Here is a 17,445-nt window from a genome sequence, read left to right on the forward strand (position 1 = left end):
TTGAAGCGGGTCGAACCACGAGAACATTTGTGCACGAGTGACGACGGCGAAGCTTTGAAGAACATACACAGCCCTGTAGTGGTGTGGTGGTATGAACGCATGTCGAAAAACGAAAGCGCACAGAGCATCCCCTATGTGGAAGTCGTTTTCAGATACCTGGATAAATTTGACCAATTGTCTGGTGTGACGGTAGCGAAGATAGGTCTGAGTCGAATGGGCAGCTTCCGACTGGGAACCATCTGGGAAAACGGAAAATGCGTAGCTGAGACATATCTAGGTGAAGATCAAACGTTCTCTGTTGATTTCACCAGAGGTGCTTGGGAGCATATGAGCGTCACTGGTAGACACCAGCATCAGTTTTTCAGGGAAGACTATGAATTACGTAGGCCAGGTAGCGAGGAGGTGCTCAGTGACCTGCTCGACTTCCCGCTTCCAGATGGGAAAAACCTACTGATTCCCTGTATCGAATTTCTCTACCGTTGCTATGGAAGCACGTCTGACATGGCCAGGATTCTGGCAACCTATTCCTGGTCTGAAGTGCTCGATAGGCTTTATGCCCATATGGACCATGAGCCCGAAACACGGCTAGTCCAACCCAAGCCGTACATCCCGGATAGCGACGTACCTTTTCTCGCAGCGGTCCAATACGACCGTTACAGCCAGGTGGCAGCGAGGAGCATCCACGCCCAGCTCGACATCGCCCATGACCAGGGAATGGCTACGAGTGTGAAGGTCATGCCTTGGTTTCAAGGTCTTGCGAAGATACGGGCCCGCGGTCGTTGGATTAACGGCGGCAAGACTTTCCTGTGCCTGGAAGTCACCGGCATGAGCCATCCTAAGCATCCACCCTATGATCTGAGAAGAGAGCGGCGCTCGGAACGAGACGTTGAAAAGGGAAAGCCAATTGTCGATCTTAAACGAGAAATTCTGGATATCCCAAAAGAGGAAGATCCGTTCCCGATAACTGATGAGAACGAACCTGGGCGAGGCGCATCGACGTGGAACAAACAGGATCCTGACTTCGCAATTTTGGGCCCTAAATGCCCGCATACGCGTTCTTATGTAGAGCGTAAATACTCGGAAAGAAAGGTTGTCTCGATCCCAGAAAGCTCAGCGACTCGTGGTTCCACTGGAGACCCGAAGGGCCCCACAAATGAGATAAGCCACGTCGTTCATCATGCAAAGCGCGTCGAAGGGGACGGCGGCATTCTTAAGGCCTTGTGGAACGAGTTGGTCTATCTGAAAAGCCAGACACCGGGCTTTACTAGCTTGGCTTGGTACTCTTCATCGGAGCAAAAATTTGTCGAGAGCTCGGATTTCCGCCTGCATGGATTAGCTCCATTTGATACGGACGCTGCGGTCTCTGACGCGGTAAGGAAATGGATGTTTTACCGAGAAAACTCAACCAAGGTGAGAGGCATATTGCTTGCCCGCGCGATCATCAATGGCCGCACTTTCTATTTGTTTGAACATCAGCGAAAGAAGAAACGTAAAAAGACGGTTTACGAAGAGGAACAGGTCTCCGGTCTACTCGTGAACATAGATGATCCTCGTATAACTCACGAGACCGTATTCAATATCTGTGATCGTGTGCGGCACAAAATGGGGCGGTTCGGTCGCCTGAATATTGATTCACCGCACAAGGTGTTTCGACACTACACCTACGGCAACGCCTTCGCTGCCAGCTTGACCGTGCGTAAAGCTTTTGAGCACTTTGGCATTCTGTTTCCAACAGAGCATCGACGGTAATCCAACTGACTTTTGACTGTGGATGTGGATGTGGATGTGGATGTGGATGTGGATGTGGATGTAACAATGGTCAGCCCTCGCCCTGTCCTGGAGCCTGTATTCTAGGAGCATAAGTCAGAGCCGATTGAAGGAGTTAGCAATGAAAATAATCGGAAGAGTCGAAGCCGATGCCGTCACGGACGTCGTGTGCGATGTATGCCAATGCTCCACCCGCGTGCATGCTGGTGGGCTTCAGTTCGGCACCCTACATGCACACTGGGGCTATGGTACTACCCATGACGGGGAGCGCTATGAGCTGCAACTGTGCGAGGCATGCTTCTTCGGAACATTGGCTTACATCAAGCAGGAGCGGCGGACTCAAAACCTGTTCAGTGAGGATGGCCCGGATCTCATCGAGAACCTCGGCCTGATCGCAAAGGATGATTATTTCGGTGACGCCGGAAGCCGATAGATTGGCTCAGCGAATCGCAAGCGTTTGGATACGAAGTCGCGTTCGTCCAGCACACCTGCGTGCTTAGAAGGGTGCCCGCTTATGCGCCAGTAGCTCGATAATCTCACTCGCCCGTTGCGCCGGGAGACGCGTGAGAACGCTCTTCAAACATGCGCTGGATTATGCCTACGGAGCTACACCGATTGGATCTAGGTGGCAACCGCGAATCCAACGCTGCATACGAGCAGGCAAACAACCAGTCGAGCGTCCGATGGAATATGGCCGGATTTGGTTTTCCACCCAGTTCACCTTACCTGCGGTCGAAACAGTGCATCCAGGTAATCATGAAATTGGCTCAATCGATATCAAGTCAAAGTATTTGTATCGTTTTTTTTGAGCTGCCTTCTTGGCCTCCTGCTCTGCGAGCAGCGTGCTCAGAGTGCTGGCCTCATGTACGAACACCTCAGTCCCACCTTCAAATTCCTTTGTGACGTGTAGCGTGACACGTAGTTTCGGACTTAGCGGTTTAGACCGTTTGCGTGGCAGACCTGCCGTAGGTTCTGCGGGAAGGGTTTTCACTTCTGACCGCACTGCCGGAGCGACCTGGCCTTGAGCAGTTGAAGACGGAGACTTCGTGCACGCACCCCCGAATAGAGCCCGACGCATTTCCTCTTCAGTTAATTCGAGACTCACTTGTTCTCCTTAAATTTACGTACGACTGATAGCTTGCGCGAAATCAGGTTGCTGCTAGTTCACACCATGGGAGCTAGCCAGCGCTTTTGGAGTTAGATGAATTCAGCCATCAAAGCGGAGCTTTGGGTGCTGGCACCCAATAGGTTTGTTCGTTCAAGACCACATTGAAACCGGCTTGACCATTGATCTCTTCAGGGCTGAAAGACAGAGTCTTTTTGTTAACACTGGGCAACCCATGGAGCAACATCAACGCAGATTTTATCCATTGCCGGTGAAACGTATCGCCCTCCCCACTACTGGCATACAAAGCCTGCAGGTTAACTTCCAGCTGTTGAGTTCTCGCCCTCAATGCTGCCCTTGCGCTGACCTCGGACTTTAAACTCAGGCTATACGTGCGGTTCAGGTAGCTGATGAACCCCTGAGCTGCAGCTTTCTGTCCAGGCGTACGTGTGAGGTAGGCACTCACAGATTGCTGAGTCGGCAACGCGGCAAACGTTTCCGACTCTGCTTGCAACACACTCTTCGCCGCCCTCATCGATAGACGTACTGAGCGAATGGTCGTCCCCCCCGCCTGAAGCTTTGACATCAAGTAGGCCAAATAGCCCTCGAGCGCGGCCGCTCCCGTACCTGGGGGAACCGATGCGATGAGTTCTGTGATCCTTCTCTTGTCCGAATACTCCTCGCGCAGAACGTCGTCAGCTAGGAGGCTGTACCGTTCCTTAAGCCAAAGCATAGGGGTTTGCATCCGGCGTAACCCATCGGCATGAAAGTGTTCGAGGAGCGTAACGTAAGAAGGTATCTCTTCAGGGTGACAGTCGAGAAACAGAAAGAACGGTATGTATGACTTAAGCTTCAATGCCGCTTTTTGGGCCTCCATATGCGCTTTCAGCCATTCACAAAACTCCGCAAAACGCTCCCGGACGCATTCGTGCTCGAAACGTTCTTTAAAAACACGCGCGCGTTGTTCGAAATGTCTTTTCCAGCCGCATTCGTCGCACTCCTTACCCTTGCCTGCCGGCATGACTTGGCTGCAGGTGAGACAGCGTGTGCTTCCCAGGGTATTGCACAGCTTACATCGCATCTGGCCATCGTCACCGCGGACTAGAAAACGATGTCGCCTGCAGTCAGGACAGGTGGCAGCGTCCTCACGAGCACAACGCGGGCAGCAGCGAAGGCGCTTTTCTCCCCTAAGCACAGTGGATAGTCGAGTGGAAGGCTCTGCGCACTGTTCACAAGGTTCGGCCTTAGTGAAATAGTGAGCACAGCTCGAGCACGCAGGACCGTACTCCGTGATCATGCCGACAGGCCTACCGGTTCTTGAACATCGCACGCAGGGACTATTCGTTACGCATTGCCTACAGCGAGCGTGCTCGTCAAAAGTGGGGAGTCGAGCATAGTTGCCACAGCCTGCGCACACGCTGCGCTTGAATAGCTTGACGTAGCAGTTACTACAATATCGGCGACCTTTATGGACCCGGTGAATTTTTTTCCCGACGCAGCCGCACTCATCACATCGAGGCTCCTGCAATTCGACGGAGCTCATCTTTCAAATTTCCTTAGCAGTCTTTGCCATCTCATCAGCACGCTGTCGGGTGACCGAGGTTTATCAATGTGATTTTTTGTGCATTGCTTGTATCGGCACTCATTGAGCACCAAGCTCAGTTCCGACAACGAATCCGGCAGCGGGGCCTTTCGGGGAATGAGCAGAGAAGGCCTGACATGCTCGCGCTTAGCGACTGCAATCAATCGCCTGGGTCCTATCTCAATCATGCTCCAAACGTCGCTTAGCAATTTTCCACGTTCCACTGGTGAAAGGTATTCAAATGCCAGCCCTGTTGTCGGTCGAGATAACCCTTCAAGGCTGACGCCCAGCTCATTGAAGAAGTCTTGGGTGCAGGCACTGTTTGCCCTCCTAGCTGCGCGTAGGACACCGAGCATCCACTTTGCCAAAGCCAGCCACTCAGCGAGCGCTAATCGACAACGGCCATAGCGTCGGTGCCCACCGTCGAACAAGTCATCCGTTGCAATCTGGAAGCGCAGAGCGCCTTCCTCCACAGCTCCTGGTGCAGCCAGCTTTAACTCATACCCACATCGATGACACCGGCCAAGGTCAAGCTTGGGAGGGGTAATCAAATGAGGGCATAAAGGCGCGTGGCACTGCTCACAGTGATCTAGCAGGCCAACCTGATGGATCGGGCACGCTGTATGCCATGCAAACCGATTCTGAATAAGGTAATGGGGCGTCTGCTGAGCGAAGCAATGGGGACAGTACTGCAAGCCGCCGCACCTTCGCCGATTGCGAGTGCCCAAGCAAAGAAACCATGCTGCTACGCCCTGAGGAAAACACGTTGCCCCGGTCATCATCTGCTGCAACGGCATGAGTGTTGACGCTACCAAGGCGTCGACCGAAATCCCGGATCGCTGACTCAATGTGATCAGTTGTTGTTCGCTAAACTTCCGGTCCGAATCATGACACCAGACTCTATAATCAGGCCATACGTCAGCGGTAAGCGTTGTAGGCTCGCAACCTTGGGCCAATGCACACCTCACCAGCCAGGATGAGATCACCTCGTCGTCTAGCAGTGCAGGTACGAGCGGCCACAAAGCATCTACAGGATCCGTTCGCGCACCCCATCTGTACGTGTTGGACGTACCCATTGGTTCTTCTCGAGCAGCTTGCGATCGATGACCTCACTGCCCTTCTCGATGGCCTCTCTGGCGCAAGTACGCAAGAGGTACTCGATGTTGCCGGTGTTGCCGCCGGAGATAGCGTGAATGAGGGCCGTCAATTCTGGGGAATAGAGCTTCGACGGGTTCTTCAAAGGCAACACGGACTCGAAGCTTTTCAAAAAACGTTGAAGATCAGCGTTCGCTGACCACGCTGGAAGCGACACAACGTCGAAGCGACTCGCGTACTGTGCATCCAAAACCAGAAGTTGCAACGCTGTTCTCGTTCCTACCAATACCAACGGGATTCGTAAAAGGTTCGACAGCATCTTCAACTCATTCATCATGTCCATGCGCTTCACAGGTGACCCGTTGTTTATCGTGTGGACTTCATCAACGATAAGCATACGAGTACGAGCCTCCCTCAAGAGATGAAGCGCCTGATGCCGCAATTTGGTCACTGGTGCTATAGGGTTGTGAGGAGTGAAAAATCTTCTCAGGATAGCAGTGTAGAGCTCTCTCTCATCAGGCTTATGGACCTCGACGAAGATGACCGGACGGACGTTGATCGCATCGTCACTTACGTATGGCCTGCCCGTGGTTTCGATGAATCTCTCGATCAGCGTCGTCTTTCCACAGTTGGACTCTCCAACGACAACCAGATTGGGCATGCGAGGACGCTCGGGTTTACGCAGTAGCCCATGCAGAAGATCAAGAAGCGCGTTACCCGACTTATAGTCAATCCAACGTGCATGGTCCAAGAAATCAAAGCGGTCAGTGTCGCTTTTGAACATTATGTCCCTGAACTGGGCCGCGATATGCGCGTACTCATTCACGAGATATCTCCAAACTCGTCTACATCATCCTCGGAAAGCATCTCGAGTAAGTTCTGAGCTACTGTAGTTTTTGCGTTAGTTGGAGGCTCTGCTATTGGCCGCGCAGGAGTAGACTGTTTGGCGTTGTTCGCCGTCTTCTGCGCATTTTTACGAGCCTGCTTCGTCTTCTCAGCAGCCTCAATCTCCTGCTGCTTGTTCTCGTCCACGAAGCGATCGACTGCTTCATGGTTGATTGCTCCCCGACCTTCAGACCTAGCCTTCTTCTTGGCGTCCACATACTCCGCCACGCTCAAGCCTTCGTAGCGCCTTCTTAAAATCGGGATTTCAAAATATTCGTTTAAGGACGGATCCTTGAACCAGATTCGGTTTATGTCGCGCGGATCTCGGCGGAAAAGAAACTTCCGCGCCTTCTTCGTCTGCAGATCAGTGACGCCGATCCAGGGACGCAGTGCCTCGGCAAAGTACATGGCATCCCATTCCACACCGTAGGGATGGATGACTCTATGTTCCGCGGGAAGAAAGTCGAGCTGAAAAGCCCAAGGATCGGCAACCCGGGGTGGGAGGGGCATAAGCGGATCGCGCTCCTTGTCCCCAAAAAAGGCCAAGTTCCATTTTCGGATCGGAGCCATGTCCAATTCATTGTGGTAAACCTCGTGGTACTTGAGGATGTTTCTGACCAGGCGAGCTTCGAATTCTGCGAAGGTGTAGATGGCTTCGCCTTCTGAATCGTACTCCCGGCGCTCGAAAGGATTGCTGAACGTTGCTCCCCTGTCTCTTTTGCTGTGTCTGGAGTTGCTATTTATATATCGCTCAATGTGGCCACCCCAGTGCTTCTCCTGGCTAGGTCGAAACTCCTTGCTGATGGCGTGAGCGTTAAGCGAGCGAATGAGATTTGCGGTTTTAAAGTCTCGGCCATTATCACTGTGCAGCGAGGTCATCTTGCCCCACACAGGCCACTCACCATTGATGCCGTGTAAAGCCAGCCACTTCTCTTTAGGCAAAATCGAGTGGACGACGCACATTGCTACTGACAATGCAGATGGTGCGTGCAGCGAGAGGTAGTAACCTGTGACCATTCGCGAATGGACGCAAATCGCGACTGTTAGCCAAGGACGTCCAACTGGCTTGCGATAAACGTCATCGACAATTATCAAATCGATTGGGGTGTGATCGATTTGCACGATTTGCAGCGGATACTCAGTGTTCAAGCTGCCGGGTCTGGCGTCATGCTTATTTTTTGCAAGCTCTCGATCGCCACGCTTAATCAATCGAGTCCGCTCTGGAATCCTATTTATTCGAGCCTGAACGGTGTTGACGGCGGGTTGGACCAGCTTGAGCGCCCGGCATTTTTTTCTAATCTCGAAAACCGTGGAAGCAACGTCCGGACGTTGGTCAGTGAGGTAGTACTCGTCTATTACATTCTTGATGACGGTCTCTACATCTTCAGAAATCCTCGCACGACCTTTTCCCCATCCACGCTTCATCGGAATAAGCGCGCTTACGTCTCCCTGATCTTTATATCGACGCAACCATCGATATACGGTGACCGTATCAACCTTGGCCTCCCGCGCACATTTCTCGACAAACTGTTTCGATTGACTCTCAAAGGTAAGGAGTGGCTGGATAACCGCATACCGTTTTTGTGCGGTAGCCCACTCTTCAGCACCAATTTCCTCGAGATCGTAGTCGGCATACGGTCCGATGATCTTGTTTCCAAGGAACGGTTTAAGTTCGGCAATCCGCAGAACTGAGGGCTTACCGGTTTCGACATTGATACCGAGTATCGAGCTGAAGTCCAAAACCTGAGTGATTCTGTAAACCGCCCGCTGATGGCAGACCAATTCGCCCACGTTGATATTGACGAAGGACCGGTCGTTTTTGAGTCCCTGAACTTCTGTAGTCATGGTGTTGGTCATGAGGCAACCACCACTTCAAGAGAGTCGTTGAGGGTGCCTGTGATATCGCAGTCAAGCTGACGAGTCGCGATCAGATGAAGAACGTGTGATTTGCCGAGCGCTTCCTGTCCTTGGAAATGCAATGCAACGAGATACTCCATTGATGCGATCCCCTTGAACGCTACCGTTTTCACAATCGCATCCAGATCTACCGGTTCGTAGTCAGCATGCCGGTACCGCTCTAGTGTCTGAATGTTTTTTAGGGATTGCCCCCTGATACGGGTCTCATCATAGATATGGAAGCTCCATCCGCGCTGCTGAGCGTAACGCCACGCTGCCTTCCACTTTGGCAAGTAGTCCCGCCAATTCACCCGCCAGTCCTCCGAGAGCTTCACTTCAACAAGCATCGGACGTTGCTCAGCATGCGAGTGAAATTTCACAAGGTAGTCGGGGGTGTAGGTGTAGGTCCGGCCGTTTCTCGCCACAAAATCTAGCGATAGAGGCTGGGAGACGACATCGAGCACGTCGGTACGAAAGTCCATGCGCCGTAGGAAGTCCCGCTCAAGCATCGACTCGAACGCAACGCTTGCTCCGCGAAAAGAAAACACTCCACAGAGGCTTCGTGACGCAGATTTTATCGATCTTGCAACCGAGAACGGAGGCTGGTTGCAGCTATTTCTATCCATATTAGGCCAGTTGCACTTATTCCGAATGTCTGGTTGCATTTATTGTTGGGGGATCATACGACAGAATGAGGCGCCCAGCGCTAGAGGGTTGCATCTATTTTTAAATGTCACAGAGGCTCGAAACCACAGCCCGGCGAAATAACCCTCGCCCATCATGGCGTTCTATTTCTCGACGAACTTCCGGAATTCGATCGCAAGGTATTGGAGGTGTTAAGGGAGCCGCTTGAATCCGGTCACATCGTAATCTCCCGCGCCAAGGACCGCGTCCGCTTCCCGGCCCGCTTCCAATTGGTCGCCGCGATGAACCCGTGCCCCTGTGGATATCTTGGCGAACCCAGCGGCAAATGCAGTTGTACACCGGACATGGTCCAGCGTTACCGCAACAAGCTGTCAGGGCCGCTACTGGACCGAATCGACCTGCACCTGACCGTCGCTCGGGAAGCCACGGCATTGAACCCTGCACTGAAACCCGGTGACGACACCGCTACCGCCGCAGTGCTGGTTGCCGACGCCCGAGAGCGACAACAAAAACGCCAGGGCTGCGCGAACGCTTTCCTTGATCTGCCGGGCTTGCGCGAACACTGCACGTTATCCACAACCGACGAAGCCTGGCTGGAAACGGCGTGTGAGCGATTGACCTTGTCACTGCGAGCGGCCCATCGGCTGCTTAAAGTCTCACGCACCCTGGCGGACCTTGAGCAAGTTGATGGCATCACCCGCGATCATCTGGCTGAGGCGCTGCAGTATCGACCGAGCACAAACTGACCAGAATGACGCCTTGGCGAAATCAACAAACGGCGTTTATCGCACCTCGGTTTCCCGAGCGCACTGAATCTCGCTCACCCGATGTAACGCCTTATCCACAGCCTCCTAATCCGCCAGCAAGCTGTACTTGATCAGTAGCTACCTCTGCTTTAACTCCAATAATCGGGACCAAAACAGGCGGTTATAGGAAAAACTCGTTCCTGGCTCCAACCCCAAGCCTTCTAGTCCGCCCAGGCCGCCACGACCGTTGAGCGGGGATAGGGAGAAAGCCACTCTTGGCGTCGTGCCTTTTTTATAGCGCTTTTTTTAGCCCTGATGAAACGATTCAATAAGCTTGAAAAAGCTTACGCCCGAACCTTCCCAAGCTAATTAAAATTGACCTTATGCAACCTCCGCACGCTTACGTTAGTCTCATAAGGTTTGAACCTTCTGCAGATTGACGGCGATGTCATAATGACATTAAGGTCGCCCGCTAATTGCAGGAGCAAGCACAGATATATATGTCTGTCATTTTTGCGCAACGGATCGTATGGAGTTTGAATGCGCGGGGCACTATTACGCAGCGGTAAGAGCGGGTCATTCACTGCCCTCGGCGAAACAGGACAACCGGTCTACCGGGCAGCCCTGCAATTGCGCGAAGCCATTCGCCGCAAGAACCCCGATTTGGTCGATCATCTGGCCATCCCTCAAAGCGATGAACTGGGCAACCAGATCGATTGGTACAGCGCCCTCGACGGCGATGTGATTCCGTGGAGCAGCGCGACCGAAGAAGAACGCGCCCCTGCCCGCCGCCAGCTGGAAGCCCTGAAAACCGCGCTCGAAGAATTGAGCCAGCGTTTCCTGGGCACTGACTCCGCCGAACCGCAGCAAGGCGACAAAGCCGTGTTCGGTAAGCTACTCAAGCGCGTGATTCATTTCCCCGACGAGAATTTCGTCTACCTGGTGCAAGGCAAACCGGTGCTGACCTTCTGGGGTTTCGAACATGCCGGTACCGGCAATGGCGATCCCCTGCACTGCCTCTATCAGGTCCCGCCCGCGTTCACGCTGCCACCCGTGGCCGAAGCGCCTGTTGTTGCCCCCCCTATGCCGGTGGTTGCTCGTCCGTGGTGGCGTCGTTGGTGGTGGCTGTTACTGCTGCCGCTCCTGCTGCTGCTTTTGTGGCTGTTGCTCGGCCTGCGAGGGTGCGTCCCGATTCCGTTGGTGGCGGTAGATGTGCTGCCTAAGGGCGTTGTACCGGTGGAAAAACAACTGGAAGAGCCGCCAGTGACCGGCAATGTCACGACACTCAACAGCGTTCCGGTGACAGGCACCGTTATAGGCTCAACCACTGGAACCGGCACCGCCGTGACCGGAACGCATGGTGTGGAAACGTCGGCCGTCGAGGGTAACGAGGCTGACATGTCCCCCGCCGACTTGACCAAAGATCCGGCCATTGACCCGGCAGCGGAAAACAAAACTGCGCCACCCGAAAACAAAACTGAGCCACCCGAAAACAAAACCGCGCCGCCGGATGTCACATCGCCCGAAGCAGAAAAATCCGCCGCCGCAAAACCCGGCCCTCCCCTGAGCATCCCGCCAGACGCCGCCGACGGTGCCGCCAGGTTTCTCGATGGTCAGTACAGCGCAGGCGCCGGGATTCAGGACCGCCGAACCGGCAAACCGCTGCGTCTGGAATACCAGCTCAAGGACGGTAAGGGCCAAGTCACCGTGCACCAGGCCGACGGCTCGAAATGCAGCGGGCCGGTGAGCGCTACTATGAAGGGTGGCAGCCTGGCCATCGACAGCCAGGGCCAGGCCGTTTGCGCCGATGGCAGCACTTACGAGATGCCCAAGGTCAACTGCCGCAAAGGGGCGACCACGATCGCGGACTGCACCGGCGGTTACGGAAAAGAACAATTCCCCATGTCCATGCGGCAAGTGGCCGAATAAAACGGAATAACCCGACATGTTGCCTGAAGTCACTCAATTCGAAGACACCGTCACGCTGGTCAGCGACACCGGCATCCAGTTCATGGATTTCGCCCTGCGCCTGGATCCCCGCAAGGAACCGGCGGGTGAATTCGCACCGATGATCAGCGGGCTGATCTGCCGCCTGGCGTACAACGAAGAGAAAGACTTCTTTTTCTACGAACCCGAACCGGAAAAGGTCGAAAAAGCCAAACCTGCGTTCAGCGTCGACATGAAAAGCAGCCTCGATTTGCTCGACGGCATCTGGCTGCCGATCCCGTTTTTCCGCTTCATGCCGCCGCATCGCTTCGACGAAGGTCCGAGCAACTGGTCGCGCATGCGCCTGGTGAAACTGGCGACTCCCGACATCGACGGCAACACCCACCGCCTGACGATGGCGTTCGACAGCCGTGTGATGCCAAAGCGTGACGGCACTGCCTATCTGGCGCCAAACGAAGAAGACATCAGCTCCGGCGTGTCTTTCAAACTGGCGACTAAAGCTAGCGAAACCCGCTGGTTTCTGGCGCAGCCGTGGGTCAACGAATGGTTGCTGGAAGTGTTCAATGAGGGCAATGCCCACCGTTCGCGCGCAGAGCTGGACATCGATATCCGCGCCAACCATCACCTGGCGCACTACCTCAACTTGCTCAGCCTGTTGAGCAAACCGTCAGCTGCCCAGCAGTCGAAGGTCGGGGCGAAAGTTGAAATCCCCGAGCTGAAAGTGGTCGCCAACGACAGTAATGGCCTGGTCAAACCGATACCTGTGGACCTGGTGCTGGACGTCGGCAACTCGCGCACCTGCGGCATCCTGATCGAAAACCACGGTCAGGCCGGCTCCGGGCTGAAGCAGAACTACGTGCTGGAATTGCGCGACCTGATCACCCCCGAACACACCTATAACCTGCCATTCGAAAGCCGCGTGGAATTCGCCCAGGCGTATTTCGGCAAGGACCACTGTTCGGTCAAGAGTGGTCGTCACGATGCGTTCCAATGGGCGACGATTGCCCGTGTCGGCAATGAGGCCGGTCGTCTGGCCAGTCGTCGTCGCGGCACCGAAGGCTCCACTGGCCTGTCCAGCCCGAAACGTTATCTGTGGGACGAAAACGCCTACGGCCACGGCTGGCGCTTCAACTGCTCGTACATCAAGACCGACAATGAGCCGTACGCCACCGCCGCGCCGTTCTCGCATCTGATCAACGAAACCGGCGAGGCGCTATACAGCCTCGAAGAAGACGATCGTCTGCCGGTGTTCATGCCGCGTTATTCCCGCAGCTCGCTAATGACCTTCATGCTCGCCGAAGTGCTGGCCCAGGCGCTGTCGCAAATCAACAGCCCGGCCCAGCGCTCCCGCCAGGGTCACACCCGCGTGCCGCGCCAGCTCAACAGCATTACCCTGACCGTGCCGCCGGGCATGCCGCAGGCCGAGCGCAGCATCCTCAACGAACGCATGCTGCAAGCCATCGGCCTGGTGTGGAAAAGCCTCGGCTGGCACGCCGGCGAGGAAGATCCACATCAGGATCAGGCCGTCAACCCGCGCACCCCGATCCCGAGTATCCGCGTGGAATGGGACGAAGCGTCCTGCGGCCAGCTGGTGTACCTGTACACCGAGGTCAACGAGAATTTCGCCGGTCACCCGGAAGAGTTTTTTGACACCATCGCCCGGCCGGACAAGGCTGACCGCCAACGCATCACCCTCGCGACCATCGACATCGGCGGTGGCACCACCGACCTGGTGATCACCGACTATCGTCTCGACCGCGCGGGCAATACCGGCAGCGGCAGCAACGTACACATCGTGCCCGAACAGCGTTTTCGCGATGGTTTCAAAGTAGCTGGCGACGACATCCTGCTGGATGTGATTCAGGACTTCATCCTGCCGAGTTTCGAAAAAGCCTTGCAGAACGCCGGCGTGAAGGCCCCGAACTCACTGATGTCGCGGCTGTGTGGCGATGAATCGGTCAGCGCCCAGGACATGATCCTGCGTCAGCAATTGAACCTCCAGGTGTTCGCCCCGCTGGGCCTGGCGCTGCTCAAGGCGTACGAGCACTACGATCCGCAGGTTCCGCAAGAAGTCATCCCGCAAAGCTACCGCCATTTGCTCGGTGACAACGCCATCAGCCAGACCGTGCTCGACTACGTCAATGCTGCCGTGCGTCGCGATGTCGGCGGCCAGAGCGGTTTCGACCTGTATGCCGCGCCGATCAGCTTCGACCTGCAAAAGCTCCACGCCGCGTTCCTCAACGACCAGATCAACATCACCAAGATCCTTGGGGCGCTGTGTGAAGTGGCCGCGCATTACCCGTGTGATGTCTTGCTGCTGACCGGCCGCCCCTCGCGCCTGCCCGGCATCCAGGCGTTCATTCGCAAGGTGTTGCCGCTGCCACCCGGGCGCATTCTGGCGCTGCAAAATTACCGCACCGGCGGTTGGTATCCGTTTCACAAGAACGGCCGGATCGACGACCCGAAAAGCACCGCCTCGGTCGGCGCAATGCTCTGCCTGTTGTGCGCCAACCACAGCGTGCCGAACTTCTACTTCCGGGCATCGGCACTCAAGCCGTACTCGACGGTCAAGCACATCGGCGTCATCGATCTGAACAACGTGATCAAGGATGCCGACGTGCTGTACCGCGATATCCAGTCCGAAGACTACAAAATCAAGCTACCGGAAATTGGCGTTGGCGACGCCGCCGACACGCCACAGCTGGAAATGCGCGGCGACCTGCGCCTGGGTTTCCGCCAGTTGGCCGCTGAACGCTGGGCAGCTTCGCCGTTGTATACCTTGCGGTTCACCAAGGCGGGTCGGGAGAAGTTTTCCCGGGCAATCGGTGAAAACGGCAGCGCCCCGCTGCTCAAGGTGCGGTTTGAGGTCAAACCGGCGGACAAATACACCCGCAAGCAGGATCTGGTCAGCGACCGCCTCTCGGTTCGCGACATCGAATCCAACAGCAACAACGTCAACTTCAACCCGCGCAGCGACCTCGAGCTGGAGCTCAACACCATGCTCGACGCCGGCCTGAGCGAGACCAAGTACTGGCTCGACAGTGGAAGTGTGAAACGCAAATGAATGACCTGACCCCCGATCAAACTCAGCTCTCTGCCAGTTGGGCCGCTGTTTATGAAGGCGCCGGTCAGGCGCTGGACTGGATTGGCCAGACACGCGGCAATGCACCGCGCCTAGACAGCGAAGCCGATAACCTGAACATCCGCCTGCACCGCGCCCGCAACCTGGCTCAAAGCCTCGGTCGTGTGGCCTGCACGCCGATGACCATTGGCTTTTTCGGCTTGTCTCAGGCCGGCAAGTCCTACCTGATTTCGGCCCTCGCCGCCGGTCAGAACGGCAAGCTGGAAACCGAGTTCGGCGACCAGCGCCTGGACTTCATCAAGCACATCAACCCGGTGGGTGGCGGCAAGGAGGCCACCGGCCTGGTAACGCGCTTCAGCCGTCGGGCGGCGATAAGTCAGGACAATGACTTCCCGGTAGAACTCTCGCTGTTCAAGGAAATCGAGCTGGCGAAGATTCTCGCCAACGCCTGGTTCAAGGATTTCGACCTTGAACGGATTTCCTACGAGATCGATGAAGAGCGCATCCAGCGCGTGCTCAAACCGTTCGAAGGCCGCGAAACCGGCCCGCTGCAAACAGGGGTCAATGCTGACGATCTGGTGTCGCTGTGGGATTACCTGCGCGACAACTTCCGCAACTCGGTGAAGAAACTTGAGCACCTGTACTGGCCCAGAGCGTTGCAATTGGCGCCACGCCTGAATTTCCAGGAACGGGCCGAACTGTTTTCGATTCTCTGGGGTGAGCAACGCGAGTTGACGCGCGTGTACCAGCAATTGGCCGGCGCGTTGCACAAGCTGGGTCTGCCAGAGACCGTGTTCGCACCGTTGAAGGCCTTGGTGAGTTTCGAAAACGACACCTACAGCCAGCGCGACAGCATCATGAACGTCGATATCCTCGAACGCTTCGGCAGCCCGCTGGACTTGCCGATCGATGTTCGACCGCTGGTTGGCGATCGCCTGCAAAACAGTCAGGCGATTGCGGTCGCGCAACTGGCGGCACTGACCGCCGAAATGACGTTCCGCCTGGTCGAAGCGCCAGTGGATGACATCGTCAATCAGGTCGACCTACTGGACTTCCCCGGTTATCGCGGCCGCCAGAAACTGCACGAGATCGCCGACTCCAACGACCCGCAATCCACCACCAAGGACAACTCCGTTTCCCAGCTGATTCTGCGCGGCAAGGTCGCCTACCTGTTCGAACGCTACACCGACAACCAGGAAATGAACGCACTGGTGGTCTGCACAAGCTCAACCAAGCAGAGCGACGTCAACGACGTGGGGCCGGTGCTGACCCGATGGATCGAAAAAACCCAGGGCGCCGACTCGGCTGCTCGCAGCAAGCGCGACACCGGCCTGATCTGGGCGCTGACCATGCTTGACCTGCGCATTACCAACTCCCTGAGCCTGACACCTGATCAGTACGACGAGAGCTGGAACGGCATGGTCAAGCTGACCATGCTGGAGCGTTTCGGCAGCCTGAGCTGGATGAACGACTGGGCCGGCACACCATTCCAGAACACCTACCTGGTGCGCAAACCGCGTATGGACGCGGCATTTATCGGGCAGGACGCGACCGGTGCGGAAACCGGCCTCAATGTCATTTATCAGGAACGTGTCAACGCGCTGGGCACCAGCTTCGCCAGCAACGCTCTGGTGTGCAAACACATCAAGAACCCGGTCAACGCCTGGACAGAAATGCTGCGCCACGATGACGGTGGCATCAGCCACTTCAGCGGCAGTTTCAAAGGCGTGGCCAATATCGAATTCAAATTGCAGCGCATCCGCGAGCAATTGAGCGAGTGCCTCGAAGGCCTGACCACTCACGGCCTGAGCACCTGGTACCACGCTGACGACGACAGCGCCGCAGCCGCTAAGAAAGCCAAGGCGCAAATGATTCTGACGGGCCTGGGTCGTCGGCCGGCGGTACTTGGCGAACTGATCGATCAACTCGATATGCCGAGCGAAGAGGTGCGCGACCTGTACCTCAGCGGCGTGTACGAGACCGATGACGAGCCGGCCGTGAACGAAGAACCGGTCGCCCCGACACCGAGCCAGAGCCTTTACGGCAACGACGCCGGTTTCGATTTCGATTTCGGTGACGACCAGAGCCCCGACAGCACGCCAGCGAGCAACAAAACCGGCACCCCGGCGCCCGAACTGCAAAGCAATGAGCATCGCTTCGCCAAAGCGGCCTTCAAGGCCTGGATCGCGCACCTGCGGGAACTGACCACCCGGCAAAGCCTGCTCAACCTGCTGGGGCTGGAAAAGGCCTTGCTGGAAGCGGTGGTCGATGAATTGATCACCGCCGGCTATCGCCAGGACTTGCCGGGGCAACTGAGCCGCGCCGTCCTCAAGCGAGCACAAAGTGGCGCGCGGCGCGATCAACTGGTCGAGCGCCAGGTACTGGAAGTGCAACGTGTGCTGCGCGATTTCGTGTCCTGGTTCGGCTACCTCCAGAAGCCGGTGAACGAGCGTCCGAACAGCCGCACCGGAGCCAAGGCGCCTTTGTTTTCGTTCTACACCGACATTGGCCCGGGCCAAGTGCCCGTACTGCCGGCGCAACCGTCGAATCAGGCGCAACGGTACCTGGGCGACTGGCTCTCGGGCCTGGCCTACATCACGCAGGACAATGCCGGCCATGGTGCCGGACGTGAAATCACCCCTGAACAGAACGAACGGCTGGGCCAAGTGCTCACAGCCTTCGCAGCGAGATAAGC

11 protein-coding genes and 2 pseudogenes are annotated in these 17,445 nt (G+C 56.1%); 6 read left to right on the forward strand and 7 right to left on the reverse strand.

Features of this window, described 5'->3' with window-relative positions; translation table 11 throughout:
• The first annotated feature begins 99 nt into the window (after nt 1-99).
• Nucleotides 100-1,749: a hypothetical protein gene (locus CKW21_RS13025; RefSeq protein WP_141232962.1), complete on the forward strand. Its 1,650-nt coding sequence runs from the start codon at nt 100-102 to the stop codon at nt 1,747-1,749.
• 139 nt (nt 1,750-1,888) lie between these two features.
• On the forward strand, nt 1,889-2,200 hold the full coding sequence (locus CKW21_RS13030) for a hypothetical protein (RefSeq protein WP_095194385.1): 312 nt from the start codon (nt 1,889-1,891) through the stop codon (nt 2,198-2,200).
• Nucleotides 2,201-2,263: 63 nt separating this feature from the next.
• Here the strand turns inward: CKW21_RS13030 and CKW21_RS32325 are convergent.
• The 7 genes and pseudogenes from CKW21_RS32325 to CKW21_RS13065 all read right to left on the reverse strand — a co-directional run.
• Nucleotides 2,264-2,485, reverse strand: a pseudogene (locus CKW21_RS32325) (IS66 family transposase); the annotation flags it as partial.
• A 36-nt stretch (nt 2,486-2,521) separates the two neighbouring features.
• A complete protein-coding gene (locus CKW21_RS31790; protein ID WP_095194386.1) occupies nt 2,522-2,872 on the reverse strand; it encodes a hypothetical protein in 351 nt (116 codons plus the stop codon).
• 109 nt (nt 2,873-2,981) lie between these two features.
• Nucleotides 2,982-3,893, reverse strand: coding sequence for a hypothetical protein (locus CKW21_RS13040; protein ID WP_256590218.1), 912 nt, complete (start codon nt 3,891-3,893; stop codon nt 2,982-2,984).
• Nucleotides 3,894-4,411: 518 nt separating this feature from the next.
• Nucleotides 4,412-5,530 carry a TniQ family protein gene (locus CKW21_RS32330; protein WP_095194389.1) on the reverse strand — a complete coding sequence of 373 codons (1,119 nt, stop codon included), beginning with the start codon at nt 5,528-5,530 and terminating at the stop codon, nt 4,412-4,414.
• Nucleotides 5,482-6,375 carry a TniB family NTP-binding protein gene (locus tag CKW21_RS13055; RefSeq protein ID WP_095194390.1) on the reverse strand — a complete coding sequence of 298 codons (894 nt, stop codon included), beginning with the start codon at nt 6,373-6,375 and terminating at the stop codon, nt 5,482-5,484. The genes CKW21_RS32330 and CKW21_RS13055 overlap by 49 nt, the downstream gene beginning before the upstream one ends.
• Nucleotides 6,372-8,291: a Mu transposase C-terminal domain-containing protein gene (locus tag CKW21_RS13060; protein WP_095194391.1), complete on the reverse strand. Its 1,920-nt coding sequence runs from the start codon at nt 8,289-8,291 to the stop codon at nt 6,372-6,374. The genes CKW21_RS13055 and CKW21_RS13060 overlap by 4 nt, the downstream gene beginning before the upstream one ends.
• A complete protein-coding gene (locus CKW21_RS13065) occupies nt 8,288-8,812 on the reverse strand; it encodes a TnsA endonuclease N-terminal domain-containing protein (protein ID WP_371917522.1) in 525 nt (174 codons plus the stop codon). The genes CKW21_RS13060 and CKW21_RS13065 overlap by 4 nt, the downstream gene beginning before the upstream one ends.
• A 258-nt stretch (nt 8,813-9,070) precedes the next feature.
• On the opposite strand from CKW21_RS13065, the pseudogene CKW21_RS13070 reads away from it, so the two are divergent.
• From CKW21_RS13070 to CKW21_RS13085, 4 genes and pseudogenes are all read left to right on the forward strand, one after another.
• A pseudogene (locus CKW21_RS13070) lies at nt 9,071-9,721 on the forward strand (ATP-binding protein); the annotation flags it as partial.
• Nucleotides 9,722-10,261: 540 nt separating this feature from the next.
• Nucleotides 10,262-11,650 (forward strand): SrfA family protein, encoded by a 1,389-nt coding sequence (locus CKW21_RS13075; RefSeq protein ID WP_095194393.1) that lies wholly within the window; start codon nt 10,262-10,264, stop codon nt 11,648-11,650.
• Between the two features lie 16 nt (nt 11,651-11,666).
• Nucleotides 11,667-14,732, forward strand: a complete 3,066-nt coding sequence (locus tag CKW21_RS13080; RefSeq protein WP_095194394.1) for a virulence factor SrfB — start codon at nt 11,667-11,669, stop codon at nt 14,730-14,732.
• The gene (locus CKW21_RS13085) at nt 14,729-17,443 is read left to right on the forward strand and encodes a putative virulence factor (RefSeq protein ID WP_095194395.1); all 2,715 of its coding nucleotides are present in this window, start codon (nt 14,729-14,731) and stop codon (nt 17,441-17,443) included. Before CKW21_RS13080 ends, CKW21_RS13085 begins: the two co-directional genes overlap by 4 nt.
• Nucleotides 17,444-17,445 lie beyond the last annotated feature (2 nt).

It is taken from the genome of Pseudomonas sp. Irchel 3A7 (assembly GCF_900187565.1).
Classification (GTDB): domain Bacteria; phylum Pseudomonadota; class Gammaproteobacteria; order Pseudomonadales; family Pseudomonadaceae; genus Aquipseudomonas.